This is a genomic window from Pseudoalteromonas sp. SK18 (assembly GCF_001974855.1).
Lineage (GTDB): Bacteria > Pseudomonadota > Gammaproteobacteria > Enterobacterales > Alteromonadaceae > Pseudoalteromonas.
Genome location: NZ_MTQB01000010.1, coordinates 86259 through 108167 on the forward strand (window position 1 = coordinate 86259; position 21909 = coordinate 108167).

The 21909-nt window shown below is 41.3% G+C and carries 24 protein-coding genes; 7 read left to right on the forward strand and 17 right to left on the reverse strand.

The genetic code is table 11. From position 1 onward, the window contains the following. Positions 1-27 precede the first annotated feature (27 nt). A complete protein-coding gene (locus BW139_RS09520) occupies positions 28-1842 on the reverse strand; it encodes an assimilatory sulfite reductase (NADPH) flavoprotein subunit (RefSeq protein ID WP_076919476.1) in 1815 nt (604 codons plus the stop codon). Positions 1843-2140: 298 nt separating this feature from the next. Between BW139_RS09520 and BW139_RS09525 the strand changes: the two genes are divergently transcribed. Then, positions 2141-3757 carry an endonuclease gene (locus BW139_RS09525; RefSeq protein ID WP_076919477.1) on the forward strand — a complete coding sequence of 539 codons (1617 nt, stop codon included), beginning with the start codon at positions 2141-2143 and terminating at the stop codon, positions 3755-3757. Positions 3758-4027: 270 nt separating this feature from the next. Here the strand turns inward: BW139_RS09525 and rpsQ are convergent, their stop codons facing one another. The 11 genes from rpsQ to rpsJ are packed head-to-tail and all read right to left on the reverse strand — an operon-like array spanning position 4028 to position 8995. Beyond that, positions 4028-4285, reverse strand: a complete 258-nt coding sequence (gene rpsQ, locus BW139_RS09530; protein WP_076919478.1) for a 30S ribosomal protein S17 — start codon at positions 4283-4285, stop codon at positions 4028-4030. After that, positions 4285-4476, reverse strand: coding sequence for a 50S ribosomal protein L29 (rpmC, locus tag BW139_RS09535; RefSeq protein ID WP_008108355.1), 192 nt, complete (start codon positions 4474-4476; stop codon positions 4285-4287). Before rpmC ends, rpsQ begins: the two co-directional genes overlap by 1 nt. Beyond that, positions 4476-4889: a 50S ribosomal protein L16 gene (gene rplP / locus BW139_RS09540; protein WP_008108352.1), complete on the reverse strand. Its 414-nt coding sequence runs from the start codon at positions 4887-4889 to the stop codon at positions 4476-4478. Before rplP ends, rpmC begins: the two co-directional genes overlap by 1 nt. 12 nt (positions 4890-4901) lie before the next feature. Continuing rightward, positions 4902-5603, reverse strand: coding sequence for a 30S ribosomal protein S3 (rpsC, locus tag BW139_RS09545; RefSeq protein ID WP_008108350.1), 702 nt, complete (start codon positions 5601-5603; stop codon positions 4902-4904). A gap of 12 nt (positions 5604-5615) precedes the next feature. Next, positions 5616-5948 carry a 50S ribosomal protein L22 gene (gene rplV / locus BW139_RS09550; RefSeq protein ID WP_004588690.1) on the reverse strand — a complete coding sequence of 111 codons (333 nt, stop codon included), beginning with the start codon at positions 5946-5948 and terminating at the stop codon, positions 5616-5618. 14 nt (positions 5949-5962) lie between these two features. Beyond that, complete coding sequence (rpsS, locus tag BW139_RS09555; RefSeq protein WP_010561269.1) at positions 5963-6241, reverse strand: 30S ribosomal protein S19; 279 nt, start codon at positions 6239-6241, stop codon at positions 5963-5965. 15 nt (positions 6242-6256) lie between these two features. After that, positions 6257-7081 (reverse strand): 50S ribosomal protein L2, encoded by an 825-nt coding sequence (gene rplB / locus BW139_RS09560; RefSeq protein ID WP_064667755.1) that lies wholly within the window; start codon positions 7079-7081, stop codon positions 6257-6259. 17 nt (positions 7082-7098) lie between these two features. Further along, positions 7099-7401, reverse strand: coding sequence for a 50S ribosomal protein L23 (rplW, locus tag BW139_RS09565; RefSeq protein ID WP_054206127.1), 303 nt, complete (start codon positions 7399-7401; stop codon positions 7099-7101). Further along, positions 7398-8003, reverse strand: a complete 606-nt coding sequence (rplD, locus tag BW139_RS09570; RefSeq protein ID WP_054206126.1) for a 50S ribosomal protein L4 — start codon at positions 8001-8003, stop codon at positions 7398-7400. Before rplD ends, rplW begins: the two co-directional genes overlap by 4 nt. A gap of 17 nt (positions 8004-8020) precedes the next feature. Further along, entirely contained in the window at positions 8021-8656 is a 636-nt protein-coding gene (rplC, locus tag BW139_RS09575; RefSeq protein WP_054206125.1) for a 50S ribosomal protein L3, read from the reverse strand. 27 nt (positions 8657-8683) lie between these two features. Further along, positions 8684-8995, reverse strand: a complete 312-nt coding sequence (gene rpsJ, locus BW139_RS09580; RefSeq protein WP_002957900.1) for a 30S ribosomal protein S10 — start codon at positions 8993-8995, stop codon at positions 8684-8686. A gap of 429 nt (positions 8996-9424) precedes the next feature. Between rpsJ and plsB the strand changes: the two genes are divergently transcribed. Then, positions 9425-11863: a glycerol-3-phosphate 1-O-acyltransferase PlsB gene (gene plsB, locus BW139_RS09585; protein ID WP_076919479.1), complete on the forward strand. Its 2439-nt coding sequence runs from the start codon at positions 9425-9427 to the stop codon at positions 11861-11863. A gap of 55 nt (positions 11864-11918) precedes the next feature. Here the strand turns inward: plsB and tesB are convergent, their stop codons facing one another. Further along, positions 11919-12776: an acyl-CoA thioesterase II gene (gene tesB, locus BW139_RS09590; RefSeq protein WP_008108303.1), complete on the reverse strand. Its 858-nt coding sequence runs from the start codon at positions 12774-12776 to the stop codon at positions 11919-11921. Between the two features lie 83 nt (positions 12777-12859). Between tesB and BW139_RS09595 the strand changes: the two genes are divergently transcribed. Then, entirely contained in the window at positions 12860-13318 is a 459-nt protein-coding gene (locus tag BW139_RS09595; protein ID WP_008468734.1) for an EVE domain-containing protein, read from the forward strand. Between the two features lie 100 nt (positions 13319-13418). Continuing rightward, positions 13419-14450 carry a cytosolic protein gene (locus BW139_RS09600; protein WP_076919480.1) on the forward strand — a complete coding sequence of 344 codons (1032 nt, stop codon included), beginning with the start codon at positions 13419-13421 and terminating at the stop codon, positions 14448-14450. Positions 14451-14480: 30 nt separating this feature from the next. Here BW139_RS09600 and BW139_RS09605 read toward each other — a convergent pair whose 3' ends face one another. Both BW139_RS09605 and BW139_RS09610 read right to left on the reverse strand, forming a co-directional pair. Continuing rightward, on the reverse strand, positions 14481-14672 hold the full coding sequence (locus BW139_RS09605; protein ID WP_008108297.1) for a hypothetical protein: 192 nt from the start codon (positions 14670-14672) through the stop codon (positions 14481-14483). Then, positions 14672-15739, reverse strand: coding sequence for a potassium channel family protein (locus tag BW139_RS09610; protein WP_008468731.1), 1068 nt, complete (start codon positions 15737-15739; stop codon positions 14672-14674). The genes BW139_RS09605 and BW139_RS09610 overlap by 1 nt, the downstream gene beginning before the upstream one ends. Positions 15740-15904: 165 nt before the next feature. Between BW139_RS09610 and BW139_RS09615 the strand changes: the two genes are divergently transcribed. Continuing rightward, positions 15905-16852 carry a chemotaxis protein CheV gene (locus BW139_RS09615; protein WP_008468729.1) on the forward strand — a complete coding sequence of 316 codons (948 nt, stop codon included), beginning with the start codon at positions 15905-15907 and terminating at the stop codon, positions 16850-16852. A gap of 178 nt (positions 16853-17030) precedes the next feature. After that, positions 17031-18341, forward strand: coding sequence for a short-chain fatty acid transporter (locus BW139_RS09620; RefSeq protein ID WP_076919481.1), 1311 nt, complete (start codon positions 17031-17033; stop codon positions 18339-18341). A 39-nt stretch (positions 18342-18380) separates the two neighbouring features. Here BW139_RS09620 and BW139_RS09625 read toward each other — a convergent pair whose 3' ends face one another. After that, positions 18381-19397 carry a metalloprotease gene (locus BW139_RS09625; protein WP_076919482.1) on the reverse strand — a complete coding sequence of 339 codons (1017 nt, stop codon included), beginning with the start codon at positions 19395-19397 and terminating at the stop codon, positions 18381-18383. 178 nt (positions 19398-19575) lie between these two features. Between BW139_RS09625 and BW139_RS09630 the strand changes: the two genes are divergently transcribed. Beyond that, positions 19576-20790, forward strand: coding sequence for an EAL domain-containing protein (locus tag BW139_RS09630; protein ID WP_076919496.1), 1215 nt, complete (start codon positions 19576-19578; stop codon positions 20788-20790). A 38-nt stretch (positions 20791-20828) separates the two neighbouring features. On the opposite strand, the gene BW139_RS09635 is transcribed toward BW139_RS09630, so the two are convergent. Next, on the reverse strand, positions 20829-21896 hold the full coding sequence (locus BW139_RS09635) for a hemolysin family protein (protein ID WP_008108284.1): 1068 nt from the start codon (positions 21894-21896) through the stop codon (positions 20829-20831). Between the last annotated feature and the right edge of the window lie 13 nt (positions 21897-21909).

Here is a 21909-nt window from a genome sequence, read left to right on the forward strand (position 1 = left end):
CTTTGTTATAAAGTAAGCAATGTGTACTTAGTACACATCTTTCTGATAGCGATTTGCGCTTCGTAAGTCTTTTAAATAAAGCTCTGCGTCTTCATAGCTTTTACCAGTGTTTTCGCTAATGATATCAACTAAGGCATTATGTACATCCTTTGCCATGCGGTTTGCATCGCCACACACATAAAAATGAGCACCCGCTTCTAACCAATCAAACACTTCTTTTGAGTTTTTACGTAACTTATCTTGTACATAAACTTTTTCTGCTTGGTCACGACTAAACGCCACATCAACCTTACTTAGTAAACCTGACTTTAAGTACCCTTGAATTTCTACTTGGTACAAGAAGTCTTGAGTAAAGTGTGGGTTACCAAAAAATAGCCAGTTTTTACCTGTTGCTTCTCGTGCATCACGCTCTTGTAAAAAGGCGCGAAATGGCGCAATACCAGTACCTGGTCCAACCATAATAATCGGTGTGTCATCGTTTACTGGTAAGCGGAAGTTATCATTATGTTCACTGAACACTTTTACTTTACAGCCTTCTTCAGCGCGGCGTGCTAAGTACCCTGAACAACCACCTAAATGCTCTGTACCAAACGCTTCAAACTCAACTAATGCAATAGTTAAATGCACCTCATCTTCAACCTCTGCTTGGCTAGAAGCAATTGAATATAAACGTGCTTGTAATTTACGCAGGCAATCAACTAGTGTTTGCGCTTCTAATTTAGCTGGGTTTTGTGCAACCACATCAAAGATTTGGCGAGGCTCAATGTATTCGCGCATTGCGCCTTTATCTTCTACTAGTTTAAGCAGCTCAGGCGTGCCTGTAGCGGTGGCATACTTTTCAACAAACCCAGGGTAGGATTGTGTTAGCTCTAGTTTTTCAATTAAGGCATCACGTACGCTGAATTCTTCATCGCCAAGTTTAACGCGGCTAGTAGGATCAATTTGCGTTTGCGCTAGTAGCTCATCTACACGTACTTCATCATTTAAGAAGTAAATGCCTAATGAATCACCTGGGGTGTAACTAATATCTGACCCTTCAAGTGAAATTTCAACATGGCGTACATCTTTGGTTGAATCACGACCGGTAATTTTTTGCACTAAGCTTAGCTCTGCCGCAAACGGATTTTGCTTTGTGTACTGACTAGCAGCTGCTGTAGGCGAGCCAAATGGCATTGATACAACTTGACCGCCTGTGGCATCTTGCTGAGCTTTTAAATCTGGCTCAAACGCATTTAGTGCGCCTTCAATCCAAGTGGCTGCTTCGTCATCGTAATCAACGTCTAGGTCGGCACGTTGATGAATAACCTCTGCACCTAATTTAGTTAAACGCTCTTCAAAGTCTTTAGCGGTTTGACAGAAAAATTCATAGCTAGAATCACCTAAACCTAATACTGCAACTTTGACACCATCAAGCTTTGGCGCTTTTTTAGTAATTAAAAATTCATACAGTGTTTCGGCATCTTCTGGTGGCTCACCCTCGCCGTAAGTCGATACAACCACGGTTAAAAACTTTTCTTTTTTCAGGGCAGTCGGTTTGTAATCTGACATGCTAACCAGCTTTGTTGCTAGGCCGCGAGACTCAGCTTGCTCTTTAAGTTTAGTCGCCACCGCTTTGGCATTGCCTGTTTGTGAACCATATAAAATGGTCAGTGCTGCCGCCTCTGAGGTTGCTGGCGTACCTGTAGTTGGCACTCCTAGCGCTGCAGAATTAGCATTAGCAGCTAGGTAGCCGCTAACCCACGCTTGCTGAATTGGATTAAGCTCAGCCACTAAACCTTGTAGCTTTTGTACTTGCTCTTGCGAAAGCGGACTTGCTAGCGCATTGAGTTGACCTAACAACATGAATTTTTCCTCATAACCCTGAACGTTAAACACAATGTCTGTTCACATTGTTTAAAATGAGTGCCACCTCACTCAGAAAGTTCTGTTGAGGTTAATTGAGTATGCAGGATAGCCGCCTAAGCATAGATAAAAAAAGAATAGAATCTGCTTTGATATTCCATTTAGTTATTAAGTTACTTAAAAACCTGCGAAATAGACCTAAAAGGGTTTTATTGTCTTTTATGAAATTTTAATTTAACAATTTTGTAACTTTAATAATCTAATGTATATTACGCAAAAATATAAAATAGGAACACCTATGTTACACGGTCTATATAAAAACAAATTACTTTTGAGCACCTTGTTATTATCCTCATTACCCGCGATGGCTAATGTGGTTAATGGCAACTTTGAACAATACAGTGGCAACACCCCAGATGCATGGACAGTAATTGATAGTGGTATTAACGTATCTGCCAACAGCACAGTCGTAAGCACAGGCTCACAAGCAGCAGCGATTAGCGTTAATACAGGCACACAAAGCAATACTGATTTTTTGCAGCAAGTCGCAGTTGAAATGGGTAAAACTTATGAGTTCTCAGTGGATGTGTATCATACCGAAGGCCATCTTAAGGCGCGTTTGTTGATAGATGGTTATCAAGGCTATTCAAATCCAGCACAAACCAACCAATGGCAAACCATAACTTACAGCTACACCGCTGATAGTAGTAAAACCATTGATGTCGGCTTACGCTTTTATGATACAACGGGATTTGATGGTAGCGAGTTAGTTTATGTTGATAACTTCTTGCCTAACAATGACAGCAGTGGCTCTTCAAGCTGCGCAGATAACAGCCTTACTTTTAGCCTAACCACAGATAACTACGGCGAAGAAACCAGCTGGCAAATAGCGCACAACCAAACCGGTGTCGTTGCAAGCGGAAGTGGGTATGCGGCAAACACCCAATATACCGAACAATTATGCGTAGCCGATGGTGAGTATACATTTACTATTAATGACAGCTATGGCGATGGTATTTGCTGTTCATATGGCAGTGGTAGCTACGCCTTGAATAATGAAAGCACATTGCTTGCCAGTGGAGCTAGTTTTCAAACAACCGAGGCTACCGCTTTCTCATTAGGAAGCACTGAGCCAACGCCAACACCGACGCCAACCGGCTACTATGTGACGACCCAAGGTTTATCGGGTTACACGCTTAAAACTGAGCTTTATAACATTATTAATAATCATAATGCTCAGGGGTATTCCGCTATTTGGAATTTTTACGACGCATCAGCGCGTGATAAATACTTTGAAAACGATAATAGTATTTTAGATATGTACAGCGAGAAGCCCAATGGCTCTGATAGCTACACATACACAGCCGTTAGCGATCAATGTGGCAACTACAGTGGTGAGGGCGGGTGTTATAACCGGGAGCATTCGTTCCCTAAAAGTTGGTTTGGCGGCACTATTGAGCCAATGAATTCTGATGTTCATCATATTTACGCCACTGACGGCTATGTAAATTCAAAGCGAAGTAACTTCCCGTTCGGTGAAGTAGCAAGCGCTTCGTTTACCTCAACCAACGGCAGTAAATTAGGCTCTGCAAGTAATACGATTAATTACAACGGTACTGTATTTGAACCTATTGATGAATTTAAAGGTGACTTTGCTCGTGCTTATTTTTACATGGCAACCCGCTATCAAAACGTAATTGGTGCTTGGCAAAATAACACCGCAGCTAGTAATGACGTGCTTAATGGCACCAGTACCCAAGTATTTGAAAGCTGGGTTGTGGCCATGCTGTTAAAGTGGCATAACAACGACCCTGTTAGCCAAATGGAATTAGACCGCAACCAAGCAGCGTTTGAATTTCAGGGAAATCGTAACCCGTATATTGATCATCCTGAATTTGTAGAGATGATTTGGTAAACGGGCTTCGGGCTTCGGGCTTCGGGCTTCGGGCTTCGGGCTTCGGGCTTCGGGCTTCGGGCTTCGGGCTTCGCAGAAAAGCATATGCCTTTGCATTCGCAAAGGCTTTTTTATTTAGATTACTTCTTTACTCTCGGGCTTAGACCTAAGTTACGGCTAGTAAGCCCACTGCGCGCATCGACTTAAAACTTACCGCTTACAGCTTTTTTAAACGCAAAAAAAAACCCCAGCTAAAGCTGGGGTTTCTTATAAAACAGACTTAATTAAAAATTAAGCTTGTTTTGGACGTTCAATAACATCTACCAAAGTCCAAGATTTGTTCTTAGAGATTGGAGCGCATTCACGGATAGTGACAGTGTCACCCGCTTTTGCAGTGTTATTTTCGTCATGTACGTGTAACTTAGTCGTACGTTTGATGAATTTCCCATAGATTGGGTGCTTCACGTAACGTGCGATAGCAACAGTGAAAGATTTTTCCATCTTGTCGCTGATTACACGGCCTTGAAGAGTACGAATTTTATCGCTCATTATTGACCTGCCTTCTGGTTAATAATTGTTTTTACACGCGCGATATCGCGACGTACTGTTCTTAGCGTGTGTGTCTGAGCTAGCTGACCAGTGCTTGCTTGCATGCGCAGGTTAAACTGCTCACGAAGAAGACCTAGAAGTTCAGCATTAAGCTCTTCTACGCTTTTATCTTTTAGTTCGTTTGCTTTCATCACATTACCGTCCGAGTTACGAAAGTTGTTTTGAATGGCAGCTTACGAGCAGCAAGGTTAAACGCTTCACGAGCAAGCTCTTCTGAAACACCTTCCATTTCGTAAAGTACTTTACCAGGCTGAATTTCAGCAACCCAATATTCAACAGAACCTTTACCTTTACCCATACGAACTTCAAGAGGTTTTTCTGTGATCGGCTTGTCAGGGAAGACACGGATCCAGATTTTACCTTGACGTTTCACGTGACGTGTCATAGCACGACGAGCTGCTTCGATTTGACGAGCAGTCATGCGGCCACGACCAGTAGCTTTCAAACCGAAAGTACCGAAGCTTACTTTGTTACCGTTTTGCGCTAGACCACGGTTGCGGCCTTTATGCATTTTACGGAATTTTGTACGTTTTGGCTGTAACATTACTCGCTACCTCTACTTAGCACTTTTTTTGGCTTTCTTTGGTGCGCGTTTAGCTGGCTTCTCTTGCTCTTGTACTAGTGGTAAACCACCAATAACTTCGCCTTTGAAGATCCAAACTTTAACACCAATGATACCGTAAGTGGTTAAGGCTTCAGAAGTTGCGTAGTCGATATCAGCACGAAGAGTATGTAGAGGTACACGACCTTCACGATACCATTCTGAACGTGCGATTTCTGCGCCGCCAAGACGACCGCTAACTTCAACTTTAATCCCTTTAGAACCGATGCGCATTGCATTTTGTACCGAACGCTTCATAGCGCGACGGAACATAACACGACGCTCTAGCTGAGAGGCAATGCCGTCTGCTACTAGTTGTGCATCTAGTTCTGGTTTACGTACTTCAGAAATATTAATCTGAGCAGGTACACCAGCGATTTTAGTTACCGCTTGACGTAATTTTTCTACGTCTTCGCCTTTTTTACCGATAACAACACCCGGACGAGCCGTGTGAATAGTTACTCGGATAGATTTTGCTGGACGCTCAATAACGATTTTAGACACAGAAGCCGCTTTCAATTCCTTAGTAAGGAATGTACGTACTTTGTGATCGCCAAAAAGCTGTGCAGAGAAATCTTTTGAATTCGCGTACCAGGTAGAAACCCAAGGTTTAGATATACCTAGGCGAATACCAGTAGGATGAACTTTTTGTCCCATTACTTATATCTCCTAGCTATCTGAAACCACAACAGTGATGTGGCTTGTACGCTTAAGGATGCGGTCTGCGCGTCCTTTAGCACGTGGCATAATACGTTTCATTGTTGGACCATCGTCCACAAAGATCGTTGTTACACGTAGCTCATCAATGTCAGCACCTTCGTTATGCTCTGCGTTAGCAATAGCAGACTCAAGTACTTTTTTAACTAATACAGCCGCTTTCTTAGGGCTGTACGCCAGGATTTCTAGTGCGCGATCGACAGGTAACCCGCGGATCTGATCTGCAACTAGACGTGCTTTTTGCGCCGAACCAGAGGCGAATTTATGTTTAGCTAATGCTTGCATTTATCATTCCCCTCTTAACGTTTCTTCGCTTTCTTATCCGCAGCGTGGCCACGGTAAGTGCGAGTTGGTGCAAATTCACCTAGTTTGTGACCGATCATTTCGTCAGAAACGAAAACTGGTACATGCTGGCGACCATTATGGACAGCAATGGTCAATCCGATCATGTTAGGTATGATCATTGAACGACGGCTCCAAGTTTTAATTGGCTTCTTGTCACCGCTTTCCAAAGCTTTCTCTACCTTCTTCAGCAAGTGTAGGTCTATAAAAGGACCCTTCTTGAGAGAGCGTGGCATGGCTATTCCTCAATATTACTTAGTACGACGACGTACTATAAATTTATCCGTACGCTTGTTCTTACGCGTCTTAGCACCTTTAGTCGGCTTACCCCATGGAGACACAGGATGACGACCACCAGACGTACGACCTTCACCACCACCGTGTGGGTGATCAACCGGGTTCATGGCAACACCACGAACTGTCGGACGAATACCACGCCAGCGATTTGCACCTGCTTTACCAAGTGAACGAAGCATATGCTCAGCATTGCCTACTTCACCTAGTGTCGCACGACAATCAGATTCAACTTTACGAACTTCGCCTGAACGAAGACGTAATGTTACATACTGACCATCACGAGCAAGGATTTGAACGTATGCACCAGCAGAACGTGCGATTTGCGCACCTTTACCTGGTTTTAATTCTACGTTGTGAACAGTCGAACCTACAGGCATATTACGCATAGGTAATGCATTACCAGGCTTGATTGGTGCATCAACACCAGACTGGATTGCATCGCCAGCTTTTAAGCCTTTTGGTGCGATAATGTAACGACGCTCACCGTCTGCATATAATACAAGAGCGATGTTTGCGCTACGATTTGGATCATATTCTAAACGCTCAACTACAGCTGGAATACCATCTTTAGTACGTTTAAAATCGATTAAACGGTAATGTTGCTTATGACCACCACCGATATGACGAACCGTAATACGACCATTGTTATTACGACCACCTGACTTAGAGTTTTTCTCTAATAGTGGTGCGTATGGCTTGCCCTTATGTAGATCTGGGTTTACCACTTTAACTAGGTGACGACGACCCGCAGAAGTTGGCTTACACTTTTGAAGTGCCATAATTCTAACTCCCCTTATTACTCGGCGCCGCCGACAAAGTCTAGTTCGCTGCCTTCTTTAAGAGTAACGTAAGCTTTTTTCCAGTCGCTACGACGACCGAAACGTGCGCCAGTACGTTTTGTTTTACCCTTAACGTTAAGTGTGCGAACACCAGTTACTTCCACTTCAAAAAGCTTCTCTACAGCTGCTTTAACTTCAGCTTTAGTTGCGTCATTTACTACTTTGAAAACGATAGTGTTGTTTTCTTCAGCAGCAATAGTGCTTTTTTCAGAGATATGTGGAGCAAGGATCACTTTTAAAAGACGTTCTTCACGGATCATGCTAGCGTCTCCTCAAGTTGCTTAACAGCAGCAGCTGTAATAAGTACCTTATCGAAAGCGATTAAGCTTACAGGGTCGATACCAGCTACATCACGCGTGTCAACCTTGTACAGGTTACGTGCCGATAAAAATAGATTCTCATCTACTTCTTCAGTTACGATAAGAACATCTTTAAGCTCAAGTTCTTTAAGCTTAGCAACTAGTTCTTTAGTTTTTGGTGCTGCTAGAGCAAAACTTTCAACAACGATTAAACGCTCTTGACGAACTAATTCAGATAAAATGCTTTTGATCGCACCGCGGTACATTTTACGGTTTACTTTTTGGCTGTGGTCTTGTGGTTTAGCTGCGAAGCTAACGCCACCTGAACGCCAAATTGGACTACGGATTGTACCAGCACGTGCACGGCCAGTACCTTTTTGAGCCCATGGTTTTTTACCACCACCGCTTACTTCAGAACGTGTCTTCTGAGCACGAGTACCTTGACGAGCACCTGCTGCGTATGCAACAACTACTTGATGTACTAATGCTTCGTTAAACTCACGTCCAAAAGTAGCTTCAGAAACTTCAAGACCGCCAGAAGCGTCTTTAATTGCTAATTCCATCACTAAATCTCCAGGACTTATGCTTTAACAGCAGGTTTAACGATAACGTCACCGCCGATAGCGCCAGGTACTGCACCTTTAACTAAAAGCAAGTTACGCTCAGCGTCAACGCGTACTAGTTCTAAGTTTTGAGTCGTTACACGCTCAGCACCCATATGACCGGCCATTTTCTTACCTTTAAACACCTTACCAGGTGATTGGTTTTGACCGATTGAACCAGGAGCACGGTGAGATAGAGAGTTACCATGTGTAGCGTCTTGCATGCTGAAATTCCAGCGCTTAACACCACCTTGGAAACCTTTACCTTTAGAAGTACCGGTTACGTCAACTTTGTTGATTTCGTTGAATAATTCAACAGTAAGCTCAGCGCCTACTTCAAAATCGCCTTCACCACCATTTAGGCGGAATTCCCACAGACCGCGACCCGCTTCAACACCAGCTTTAGCGAAGTGACCCGCTGTTGCTTTGTTTACACGGCTTGCTTTTTTAGTGCCTGCGGTTACTTGAAGCGCGTTATAACCGTCTGTTGCGTCAGATTTGATCTGAGCAATGCGGTTAGGTGTCGCTTCAATAACTGTCACAGGGATAGATACACCATCTTCAGTGAAGATACGTGTCATACCCACTTTACGACCGACTAGACCTAATGCCATTTTCCTAAAACCTCTCTAATCTTTCGATTAACCCAGGCTGATTTGAACATCAACACCAGCAGCAAGATCTAAACGCATAAGTGCGTCAACAGTCTTGTCAGTTGGTTCTACGATGTCGATCAGACGTTTATGGGTGCGGATCTCATACTGATCACGCGCGTCTTTATTAACGTGCGGTGATGTAAGTACAGTAAAACGTTCAAAGCGTGTAGGTAGTGGAATTGGACCACGTACTTGTGCGCCAGTGCGTTTCGCAGTTTCCACGATTTCCGCCGTTGATTGGTCAATCAAACGGTGGTCAAAAGCTTTTAGGCGAATACGAATGCGTTGATTTGACATTCTTAAACCTCAATATAAAGAGCATTTAAAAGAGCATAAAAAAACGACCGAAACAATCTTAAAAACTTAAGATGCCGGTTGTTGATTTATATCTACGTTGAGTTCCAAATCGGAACTCCTGTTTTATTAGCTTGAAATCCAAGCTTAATGTTCCTTCCAAGTTCCCGAGGGAATTTTGAAAGCCTGCGTATTATAGTGATATTGGTGATAAATGCAACAACTATTTAGACATAATTACTTTGTTATTGTCGTTTAAATAACGGTCAAGTTTATTAATAGTGAACGCAATAGAAGTGATGATGTCACTATGATGTCATAGCATGTCGATTAATCTGCAGGGGATTTTTTAGATATTATGTTATCCTATGCGCTAATTTTGCTGTTATATACCCATATTGGTTTGGGTAACTACTCTCTTATGGTGAGTCAATGCGTATTTTAAATTATGGTTTAAATCTTATCTCTGGTGGTATCAGCCGCTTGTTTGTTAAAAGCAAAGTACTGCCTGAAAAACCGCTAGAACAATTTAAGTTAAACCCTAAAAACCCAACCTTTTATATAGTGCGTTTAAATTCACGCTTTGATTTAGCGGCACTGGCGCGTGTTTGTAAACGAAATGGTTTACCTGACCCAACCGAGCAGCAAGTGTTAGGCGACGAAGCGTTAGATCGCTTTATCGGCATTAAAAACCCACCACCGCTATTTGGTGATAAAGAAAAGCCTACCAATGCATTGGCCCAAGGCAAACACATTGTTGAGCACTTATTAAATAGTGGCCAAAAAAATGTGCAAGTGGTGCCCGTGACTATTTTATGGGGCCGTGCACCGGGTAAAGAAAAGCCTGGATTGAGTACACTGCTCTCACATTCGCTGACTCCTAGCTGGTTCAGAAAAATCTTCGTGGTGCTTTTTTCAGGAAGAGATAACTTTATTCGATTTAGCCAACCACTCGACTTATCCTTATTGGTTAATGAAAAAGCCGACGTTAATGAACTGCCTCATAAACTACTGCGTGTAGCTCGAGTTCACTTTAAACGTCAAAAGCTGGCTGCAACAGGGCCTAAAATACCATCTCGTGATCAGTTATTTAGCTCGCTGCTAGCATCACCCACAATTAAAAAAGCAATTCAAACCGAGGCCTCTGAAAAAAACATCAGCCAAGCCCAAGCGCGACAAAACGCCTTAAAGCTACTTGATGAAATTGCTGCTAATTACAGTGACGCGACCATTCGCGTTGCCGACCGTATTTTAACCTGGCTTTGGAACAAGCTGTATAATGGTATTGATATAAAATACACCGAGCAAATTCATGACCTAACTAATAAAGGCCATGAAATAATCTACATGCCGTGTCATCGCAGTCATATGGATTACTTACTACTTACCTACTCTATTTACCATCAAGGGCTTGTCCCACCGCATATTGCAGCTGGGATCAACCTCAACTTTTTCCCAGCAGGCGGGATATTCCGCCGTAGTGGTGCATTTTTTATTCGCCGCTCGTTTGCTGGTAACAAGCTCTACTCAGCGGTATTTAAAGAATACTTAAGCCAGTTATTTATCAAAGGTTACTCGGTGAAATTTTATACCGAAGGTGGCCGCAGCAGAACCGGACGTTTATTACCCCCAAAAACCGGCATGCTCGCCATGACAATGCAAGCTATGCTGCGTGGTATTGATCGCCCAGTATCGATTGTGCCTGTATATATAGGCTACGAACACGTAATGGAAATAAATACCTACCTAAAAGAGCTCGCGGGTAATGATAAAAAGGGCGAGTCGATATTAGGTATTTTTAAAGCGATTAAAAACTTAAAAAACTATGGCCGTGGTTATTTAAACTTTGGCGACCCTATTTCTATTAACCAATACCTAAATGACAACCAACCCGACTGGCGTGATTCAATTCATGCTACCGATGTGCAAAAGCCACAATGGTTAGGACCGCAAGTTGCGAATCTTGCTGATCAGGTTATGGTTAAAATTAATAATGCAGCCGCACTCAACTCAGTTAACTTATTGGCGATGATACTGCTAGTAAACGATAAACACGCATTGAGTAAACCTAAATTGCTAGCTCAGCTTGAGTTTTATCTGCGATTACAGCGTGAAGCCAGCTATAGCAATAAAATAACTGCGCCCGATGAAACGCCAGAGCAACTGCTAGAACATGCCCTAAAGCTGAATAAGTTTGATGTGATCAGCGACGAATTTGGCGAAATAATTGCGATAAACGATAAAGAAAAAACCTTATTTAATTATTATCGTAATAACATTTTGCATATTTTTGCAGTACCAAGTCTAGTCGCCCTGCATTTATTTAAGCAGCATCAAAGCACCGTAATCCAGTGCCATCAACTGGTAAACTCTTTTTATCCGTTATTTGCCAAAGAGTGGTACTTACAAGAGCTTGATGAAAGCTATGTAACCCGTATTTTAACTAACTTTAGCGATCAAGGCTTAATTGAACTTGATGGTGATAACATTAAAGTGACTCAAAATAACGATAGCTTTGCCAAACTCGAAATGCTCGGTCGTGCATTAAGCTTCACTCTGCAACGCTATGCGATTGTAATTGGCTTTATTCAGACCAGCCAAGGCATTGAAAAAGCAGAGCTTGAACGTGAAAGCTATGTGCTGGCACAGCGCTTAGGTACGTTACATGGCATTAAAACACCGGAGTTTTTTGATAAGAAGGTACTTAGTAGTTTTATTTCCAACCTTCGCGAACAAAAGCTAATTAGTGAATCTGATAGCGGCTTACAAGGCAGCCAAGAGCTGTGCGAGACCTACAAGCAACTACAAACACTCTTGCCGGCACGTATTTGGCAATCAATTACTGACATTGTTCACGCTCAATGTCAGTAACAGACTCTTATTACCCACTATGTTGAATTAACTCAATATAGTGGGTTTTGAAGTGTTAACGCTGACGCATTACCCCTTCTTGAATAGTAGAGGCTACCAAATTTCCTTGGCGGTCAAAAAACTGCCCGCGTACCAACCCTCTTCCTGAGCTCGCGCTTGGGCTATCAATAGTATATAAAATCCAATCATCCATTCTAAATGGACGATGAAACCACATAGCATGATCAATAGTCGCTACTTGCATATTCGGCTGCATAAACGAGACACCATGTGGCTGCAGTGCGGTTGGTAAAAACTCAAAGTCAGACGCATACGCTAATAAGTAGTTATGAATACGTTGATCGTCCGGCATATCGCCATTGGCTTTAAACCAAATATGTTTTACCGGCTCTATGGCCTCTGGCTTAAACGGATTATGAAAATTAACCGGACGCATTTCTATCGGCATTTCACGAATAAACTTATTACGGATTGCTTCAGGAATATGCTGCGCATTTTCTTGATAAAACTCTAACGAAGAACGCAGCTCTTCAGGTGCGGGAACATCAGGCATGGTAGCTTGATGCGATAATCCTTGCTCTTCACCTTGAAACGACGCCGTCATGTAAAAAATAGGTTTACCGTACTGAATGGCGCTAACTCGACGAGTACTAAAACTTTTACCATCGCGAATCGTCTCTACATCATAAACGATTGGCTTTGCAGCGTCGCCTGGGCGTAAGAAGTAAGAATGTAAGGAGTGAACAATACGTCCTGCAGGTAATGTTTCTTTAGCTGCGGAAAGCGCTTGTCCCATAACTTGACCGCCAAACACCGCTCTAAAACCTAAGTCTTGGCTTTGCCCTCGATATAAACCTTGCTCAATTTCTTCAAGTGACAATAGCGACAATAAATCATCTAATACTTGGCTCATTATTTCTTCCTCAATCCCCTAATTTCTAAATGATACTATACAATACTGGAAAAATACTAACTCACTGATTGAGGAAATCTAATATGGCTTTTTGGCTGTTTAAAACCGAACCCGACGCCTTTTCAATTGATGACTTAAAACAAGCCCCAGAGCAAACAACGCTATGGGAAGGTGTACGTAACTACCAAGCGCGTAACTTTATTCGTGATGATGTACAAAAGGGCGACTTGGTGATGATTTATCACTCTAGCTGCAAGCAAGTTGGCGTTGCAGGACTTGCAGTGGTTACTAAGACCGCTTACCCCGATCCAACTCAATTCGATTTAGGTAGTGACTATTACGATGCTAAAGCAACCACTGAAAATCCTCGTTGGTTTGTAGTGGAAATAACCTATCAGGCGCATTTAAGTAGTTTAGTCAGCCTACAAGCAATCAAAGCAAATAGTGCTATAACTGATATAGCACTTAAAAAAAGTGGCCGTTTATCGGTCATGCCAGTAACCGACAATGACTGGCATGAAATTTTAAATATGGCGAAATAAGTCACCAAGGTAACTATCCACCAGCGTAGCATGTCACCGCTCGATTTTCTTATGTAGCCAGATTTGTTATGATCTGCGGCTTGTGTGTACTGGAGGAAAAATGAAATTACTGTATTGGTTAGATGAATGGTTAACTCTCAGTGATGATGAGAGGCAAGCAAAGCTACCAACCTCTGGTGGAGATTTACTCGGTGATGTGTATGTAAAATATCACTTTGTTGATCTCAATAAACCTCTGCTTTTTACTTTTTCTCCTGCGGGCACTGATGTGCAAGAACGCGATTTGAACGAAGACTTTGCCCCATGGGGCTATCATTTAGCACGAAAGCAAAACGTTAATATTATTGCGTTTCAGCATTTGGGTAAAAGTAACTGGTTTCGTAATCGCAATTTAATCTTTTTTATTGAGCAATTAGCTCCCTTACTTTATCCATTTAAAACCAAGTTAGGTTATGGGCTTAGTCGTGGCGGTTTTGCTGTGGGTGCATTTGCTAAATTACTAAAACTCGACAAAGTACTGTTTTTCCACCCTGTTAGCACCAAAAACAAGCTACTCGCCCCTTGGGATGACCGATCAAGTACCGAGATAGCCCAGCAATATGACTGGCAAGGTGACTACCATGACTTAGATTTAGGGGATGCCGAGGGTTACATTATTTACGATCCAACTAATCGTATTGACCGCCAACATGCTAAACGCTATAAACAACTCACTCACTTACGCGTGTTTGGTATGGGGCACGGCACTCATGCCACTTATTTAAATAAGTTTGGCTTTTATAAACAAGTGGCGGTTGATTTTATTCGTGATCAGCAAATCGACATTGCGCAATTTAGGCTGCAAACAAAAACACTGCGTTTAAAAGAGGATTATTATAAAAAACTTAATAAAGCCAACGCTAAGTCGCCACATCGCCAAGCGTTATTAAGTACCGCTCACACTATTTTAATTGATGAAAAAGCCACGCATGTAAAAGAGCATCAAGCGCAAATTGATATTCAACCACTAATAGACGTAGCCATTAAACATCAAGACGAAAATCCTACCGATGCTATTAAGCTATTAGAGGTGGCACAACAACTCGTGCCAGATGATCCGCTGGTTGAGCATAAACTCAAGCAATTAAAATAACACTGGGCAACTCAAACGTTGCCCTTGCTACTATTTTTTCTTTGCGTGCCCTTGCTTGGGAACAATTGAAAAATATAAAATAAGCGCTATCCAAGAGAAAAAAATAGCGCCGACCAACCAGCCATTTTTCTCATGGCCATGGCTACGCTTACTGTTAAGAATTATCATAATAGGGAAAATGTAAGCACATAAAACAATAATTAAAAAAGCAATTTCAGTCATTATTTTTCCAAGCTAGGCCAATCAACTTCACCACTCAACACTCGCTCTTGCGCGATATAATGCAGTATATCACCCGCATTTACTGCGTAATCTAAAGGTGGATTTAAATCCATATTTTTTGCACTTAAATTATGAGCCACCCCTAATAATATTGCATCATGATCGTACTTAAAATGATGAAATAATTTACCAAACTCCATGGTTTTTATATCACTGGGTATTTGTAGACTAAATTGTGTATCACCATGCAAAGTAGATAATAGTTCTTCTTGAACACGACTTGAGCCAGGGTCTTGCATTGAGCGCACCAAAATCTCTGCTGACTTAGTGCTACTGCATTCTACGTTATGACAATGCTCTAGTAACATTTCCACTTTTGTTTCATCAAAAAAGTGTGCGCTAATGTGACAATCTTCTTTAACTAAACGACTAATACGCAGTGCGGTAGTAAATGTTTGGTCGTCATCTTGACCATCAATAATCACTTTATCAGCATGGCGAATTGCTACACGCTCTAACTCATCCAAATCAGTAAAACTAGTCAAACGAGCAAAATCAACATTCTCATTACTTAAGAATGGATGCTCTATTTGTTCAGTAACCGCCAATAAAATACGGCGATCTGTACGTTTAGTATCAGCCAAAATATAGTCGATCATTTTTTTTGTTCGAGCATTATGCCAACCAAAAATAATAATGTGGTTGCTACTGTGAGCAAAGTTTTTATCACCAGTCATAGCGCGCCTAATTAAGTAAGTTACTGTTTGTCCTGTTTTACCTAACAAGACACCAAATAAAGCCAAACCAAAGGGTATTTGTATTAATGCAACAATCCATCGACCTAAATCTGTTGATGGACTTAAATCGCCATACCCTACCGTTGAAGTGGTTACCGTGTAGTAGTAAAAAAAAGTCCCTGGTGAAAGCAAGGCCTGCTCATTTGCCACTAATAATAAACTCCAAGTAAGTAGCATATGTAAGGATGTTGCTATTACAACAGATTGCCAACTAACCTGATCAATATGGCTGCGCAACAGCACAACAATACGTTTTAAAATATGATGCATAATTTTTTGTTAATCGATTGATTATTTTTATCATTTAGTAACACGATACTGTAAATGATAACACCTAAGCAACGTTTTACTGTAATCGAAATATTCAAGGTTCGTTATGAAGAAAAATAAGAGTAAACTATAGTTATTAAGTTATGAGGAAAGAATGGATCTATTATGTCAGGTGTTTTAGCGTCAGTTGATCAACGTACTCAGCTTGTAGGTGAGAATCGTTTAGAATTGCTACTTTTTTATTTACATAGCCGCCATTTATTCGCACTCAATGTATTTAAAATTAAAGAAGTGGTGAAGCTTCCCCGTCTAAGCAAAATACCGCACTCTCACCCTAAGGTGACGGGTGTTGCTAATATTCGTGGTGAATCTATTCCGGTGATTGATCTACGCCAAGCAATTTCTATGTCACACAAAGAACATAGCGACGATTGTAATCTCGTAGTAACAGAATATAACCGTACCACCCAAGGTTTTTTAATTGGCAAAGTTGATCATATTTTAAATATGACCTGGTCTGATATTATGCCGCCGCCCAGCTCTGTGGGTAAAAATCATTACATTACCGCACTGACTAAAGTACAGCGTGACGGGATAGAGCACTTGGTAGAAATTATTGATGTTGAAAAAGTACTGGCCGAAATAGTTGAGTACGAGGTTAATATTTCTGAAGGGGTGTTAGATCAAACCATAGTCAATGAATTCTCTGGGCGTAAAATACTGCATGCTGATGACTCGCCAACAGCCCGCAAGCAAGTTAGCGATACATTATCGCAGCTTGGTATCGAAATCATCCCTGCTAGTAATGGCTTAGAAGCACTACAAATGCTAAAAGGCTGGGCTGATGAAGGCAAAGACGTCGAAAAAGAGCTACTAATGGTGATTACCGATGCCGAAATGCCTTCTATGGATGGTTATCGCTTAACCTATGAAATACGCAACGACAACCGCTTAAAAAACTTACATGTGGTGCTTAACACCTCTCTCAGTGGTAGCTTTAACCAAGCCATGGTAGAAAAAGTGGGATGTAATGCATTTTTATCAAAGTTTCAGCCCGACTTATTAGTACAAGAAGTTCAAAATCGCTTAAAACAGGTGCTCAGCAACACTTAGTTAAGCTCACTAGTAAATACTGACTACAGTTAGTATTTGCTAGTTATATAACTAACAACGTATTTAGTTATTTCACTGCCTTATAGCCTACCTTGTTGTCATTTTATTTATTGCGCCATTTGCTAATCACTACTTTTCATGATTAATTAATACGTAAATTTTTACTAGGTTATTAATTATGCTTAATAAAGTTGCCAGCCCTTTTACCAAGCTTGTAGAGCGGTACTTACCCGATCCGTTTATATTTGTCATTTTGCTCACCATTATCACTTTGGTCATTGCGGATTTAGCGACCCCTGCAACCACGCTTGAGGTAATAACATCATGGGGTAGCGGGTTTTGGAACTTACTTAGCTTTGCCATGCAAATGCTATTGGTATTAGTAACAGGCTACATGCTCGCCAGTACCTCGTTAATAAGTAAGTTACTGACAAAGTTGGCAACGCTTGCCAATACAGCTCCAAAAGCCATTATTTTAGTGACTTTTATTTCGCTTTTAGCAAGCTGGCTTAATTGGGGGTTTGGTTTAGTGATTGGGGCTTTATTTGCTAAAGCGATTGCCAAACAGACTCGAGTGGATTACCGGCTATTAGTAGCGAGTGCTTACTCAGGTTTTGTAGTGTGGCACGGCGGATTAGCAGGCTCCGTACCTCTAACCATTGCCAGCGAAGGGCATTTTTCACAGGCAACAATGGGGATTATTGGCACCGAGCAAACCTTGTTCGCAGGTTTTAACATTGCGATTCTGATTGGCTTATTTATTATTATGCCGCTGGTTAACCGCTATATGCTACCAAATGAAAAAGACAGTGTTTATATTGACCCATTACTGCTTAAGAACACTTTAGCCGATAAAGTAACAATAACACGCCCAGCTCAGCATTTAGAGCAAAGTAAGCTGTTAGGTATGGGTATTGGTTTACTCGGACTTGCCTACTTAGGCTATTACTTTTTTATCGCAGGTGGCGGCTTAAACCTAAACAGTGTGATAGGGCTTTTCTTATTTTTAGCTATCACACTACATCAAACACCCCATAACCTACTAAATAGCCTACAACAAGCGATTCCGAGTGGCGCGGGAATTGTCATTCAGTTCCCTTTTTATGCCGGTATTATGGCGGTAATGGTCGATACAGGATTAGCACAGCAGATATCACAAGGCTTTATTGCAATCGCTGATGCCGATAGCTTGCCATTTTACAGTTTTATAAGTGCAGGACTCGTTAATATGTTTGTGCCCTCAGGTGGCGGCCAATGGGCGGTACAAGCACCTATTGTTATACCAGCAGCGCAAGAGCTTGGTGCAGATATGGCGCGGGTTGCTATGGCTGTGGCGTGGGGAGACGCATGGACCAATTTAATTCAACCCTTTTGGGCATTACCGGTATTAGCCATTGCAGGGTTAAAAGCTAAAGATATTATGGGGTTTTGCGTGGTACAGCTTATTATTACTGGAGTATTTATTTCACTCATATTGAGCTTTTATTAATCTAACTGGGCTGTAAATTATATTACAGCCCGCGCTTACTTAGCTTGATAAAATCTTCATCGGTAAGCTTAATATCGCGTTTTCTGAATCTGCAAAATGCATCATCACTGCTACGTGGCCTACAACTACCAGCGCATACATTACTGCCGAGAAGCCTTGGCCGTATTTATCTAATGGTAGTAAATGTGAGTAATGGCGACCGCGCCATTCAAACACAATTTCCAGCGCCCCAACAAACAAAAAGAACACTAATAACATTAAACCAAAGGTGTAACTTAGCCATAAACCAAATAACACGCCAAGTAAGCACACACTTAAACCAACCCATGAGCGCATTGAAAAGCTAATGCTTTTTAATACATGCCCGCCATCAAGCGGTAAAATAGGCAGTAAATTGAATAAATTAAGTAGTGCACTAAGCACTGCAACACCTGCAAATATTTCCATTTCCGTAGCGTAATAAAGCACCACGCCTAACACTGAAGTAAACAAACCAAAGGCAGGGCCCATAAGTGATATAACCACATCTTGCCAGCGCGTGGTAATTTTGTCGTCGCTCACCGCTAAACCGCCAACAAAAGGAATTAAATAAATACCTTTAGTTTTAATACCAAAATACTTCATCGCACGTACATGGCCATACTCGTGCACCACCAAGCAGGCAATCAGCATTAACGCAAACTCAATGGTAAACAGCCACGCATAACCCGCTACCGATGCACTGGCAAGCGCCACTTTAACAACTTTAGCACTTTTAAATAATTTAAAGCCAAGCGCCGCGAGCCCTAAAAACCCTTTTTTAGGTTCGCCTTGTGCTGCTGCAGGTAAAGCTAACTGAGTTGCAAACTGATTATTTACATATAGCGCCAAGCTTTGCTGGCTTACTTCGCTGCTATCAATACCAATTAACTGCTCATCAAGCATAAACTCGACATAATTTTCACGTGGGTTTTCAAATGCTATCACTTGCTGATCATGAAATATTTTTACAACTTGCTGATCTGCTATCATCAGCGTAAACGGTTGCTCTGCCAGAGAAAGATCGACTTTTATCATTATTCTAACCATTATAAATTATGCCGCTAGTATACCTTTCCACCAAAAAAACACGAGTGAGCTAGCATCATTTTATTAGCGATAATTTAAGGTAAAAATGCCTGAAATACTGACAAAAACTATTCAAGCGACTATTTTTAGTATTACAGGAAGTAAGCTACAACTACCAAGGACACCAATGCGAACTAAATTACCAAACATACTTGTTGTTGATGACTCACAAGCCATTTTGATTGTTATGAAAGCGATTTTTAATGAGCTCGAAATGCCAGAAGTCACTACTTGCTTAAGCGCAGTTACAGCATTAGAGAAAGTAAAGCCTGATATAAACTTTTATGACGCCATATTTACTGATCTGAATATGCCAGAAATGGATGGTATGGAGTTAATTCGTAATTTAGGTGAAATAGGCTATTGCGGTGCGATTGTTATTATTTCTGAAATGGACCCTAAAATAATCAGCCTAGCAGCTGACTTAGCCAAGCAGCACAATGTGCATTTAGTTGGTAACCTTACCAAGCCTGTGCAATTAAATCAGGTAAATACGTTACTTGCCAAAATAGCGCAGTTAAACAGCCATACGCTTGTAAAAGAGCGCCCAATTACTAAAGCTAAGCTTATTAGCGCATTAAAAAATAATGAAATAACACCGTATTACCAACCTAAAATAAATATAAACAATAACCAAATACAAAGTGTTGAAGTATTGGCTCGCATTGTTTCAAATAAAAACGAACGCGTTATTTTACCAAGCCGCTTTATAAGCCTTGCAGAGCAATGTGATTTAATCAATGACATTACTTTTACGCTGTTTGAAAAAGCCTGCAGTGACTTAAAACAGCTGAAAGAGCAATTGGGAGAAAGCTTAAAGTTGTCATTTAATATGTCGCCATGCCAGTTAAATGATTTGAACTGTCCTAATAAGTTATTACTGCTATTACAAAAGCACGACGTGCTTCCCAGTGATGTGGTTGTTGAAATAACCGAACAACATGCCCTTTCAAGCTATACTCAGTTAGAAACCTTAAATAGATTCAGAATATTTGGTTTTGGTATTTCGCTGGATGACTTTGGTACTGGCTTTACTAATATTAATCAACTAAAACAACTTCCTTTCACTGAAGTTAAAATAGACCGCTCTTTTATAAGCCATATTGAAACCGATAAGTTTTCGCAAGTGGTGGTCAGCTCATTAATTAATATGACTAGCCAAGAGCAGCTACAACTTGTTGCTGAGGGTGTTGAGCGCCCAGAAGAACTTGCCTACCTAAAGCACTATCAAACAGACTTAACTATACAAGGATTTTTGTTTAGCTGCCCAAAAGCAAAAGCTGAATTTATCTCATGGGCACAGCACTGGATAAAAACAGCCACTAAAACAAATAATAACTAGGGCCTGCTGACCTTTGTCTGTTGATATTTACAGACCTCCTAACGAGGTTCGTTATCATCGGCGCTGACGATATGTTCACTATCAGCTAAACGTTGATGCCAACGTTGCTTAGCCACGGCCCGCATATTGGTAGATTGATCTCGCTCATCAACAATTTCTAAACCCATTAACGCTTCTATCATATCTTCTAGGGTTACAATTCCTTGTACATCACCGTATTCATCGATCACTAAACAAATATGGGTACGCTTGGTGAGTAATGTTTGTAATAACGACGACACGTTTTGCGTACTCGGTACCGTATAAATAGGCTTAACCAGCTTACTAATTTTGTAGTCTGTACCTAAGCGGTGGTATGCCAACATGATATCGTTTTTATGAACAAACCCTATGATATCGTCAGCATCTTTGTCGTAAATTAGCACTCGAGAGAATGACGAAGAGCCATGTTCACTTAAGTACTGATTAACAGTAAGGTCTTTATGAATTTTAAAAATAACCGTACGCGGAGTCATTAAATCGGTTAGTTTTGCATGTCTAAAGTGCAGTAAGTTGCGAATGATCTCTGATTCATCTGCATGAAGCGCCCCTGACTCACTGCCAATATCGGCCATCGCTTCTATTTCTTGGCGAATATAATAGGCCTCATTATGCTTTTGCCCCATCAAATTGGTTAGCTTTTGTGCAGCCCATACAAACGGCTTAAGTACTAACACCAAAATACGTAAACCATAAGTCACACTCGGTGTTAAAGCACGCCAATAGTTGGCACCCAAGGTTTTTGGAATAATCTCAGATAACACCAACACCAATAAAGTCATAATCGCAGATGCAATCCCCACTGCAGCATCTGAAAACACCACGGCAGCTTGTGCGCCTACCCCTGCCGCACCAGCAGTATGGGCAACAGTATTGAGCGTTAAAATAGCTGCTAATGGCTGATCAATATTACTTTTTAGCTTTTCAAGCTGCTTCGCCAGCACTGGGCGCTCTTTGCGCAGCAATGCAACATAACTAGGCGAAATGCTTAATAGCACCGCCTCCATTATTGAACACAAAAACGAAATCACAATCGCTGTAACCATGTAAATGATTAATAGTGTCACTTTTTTTCCTCTA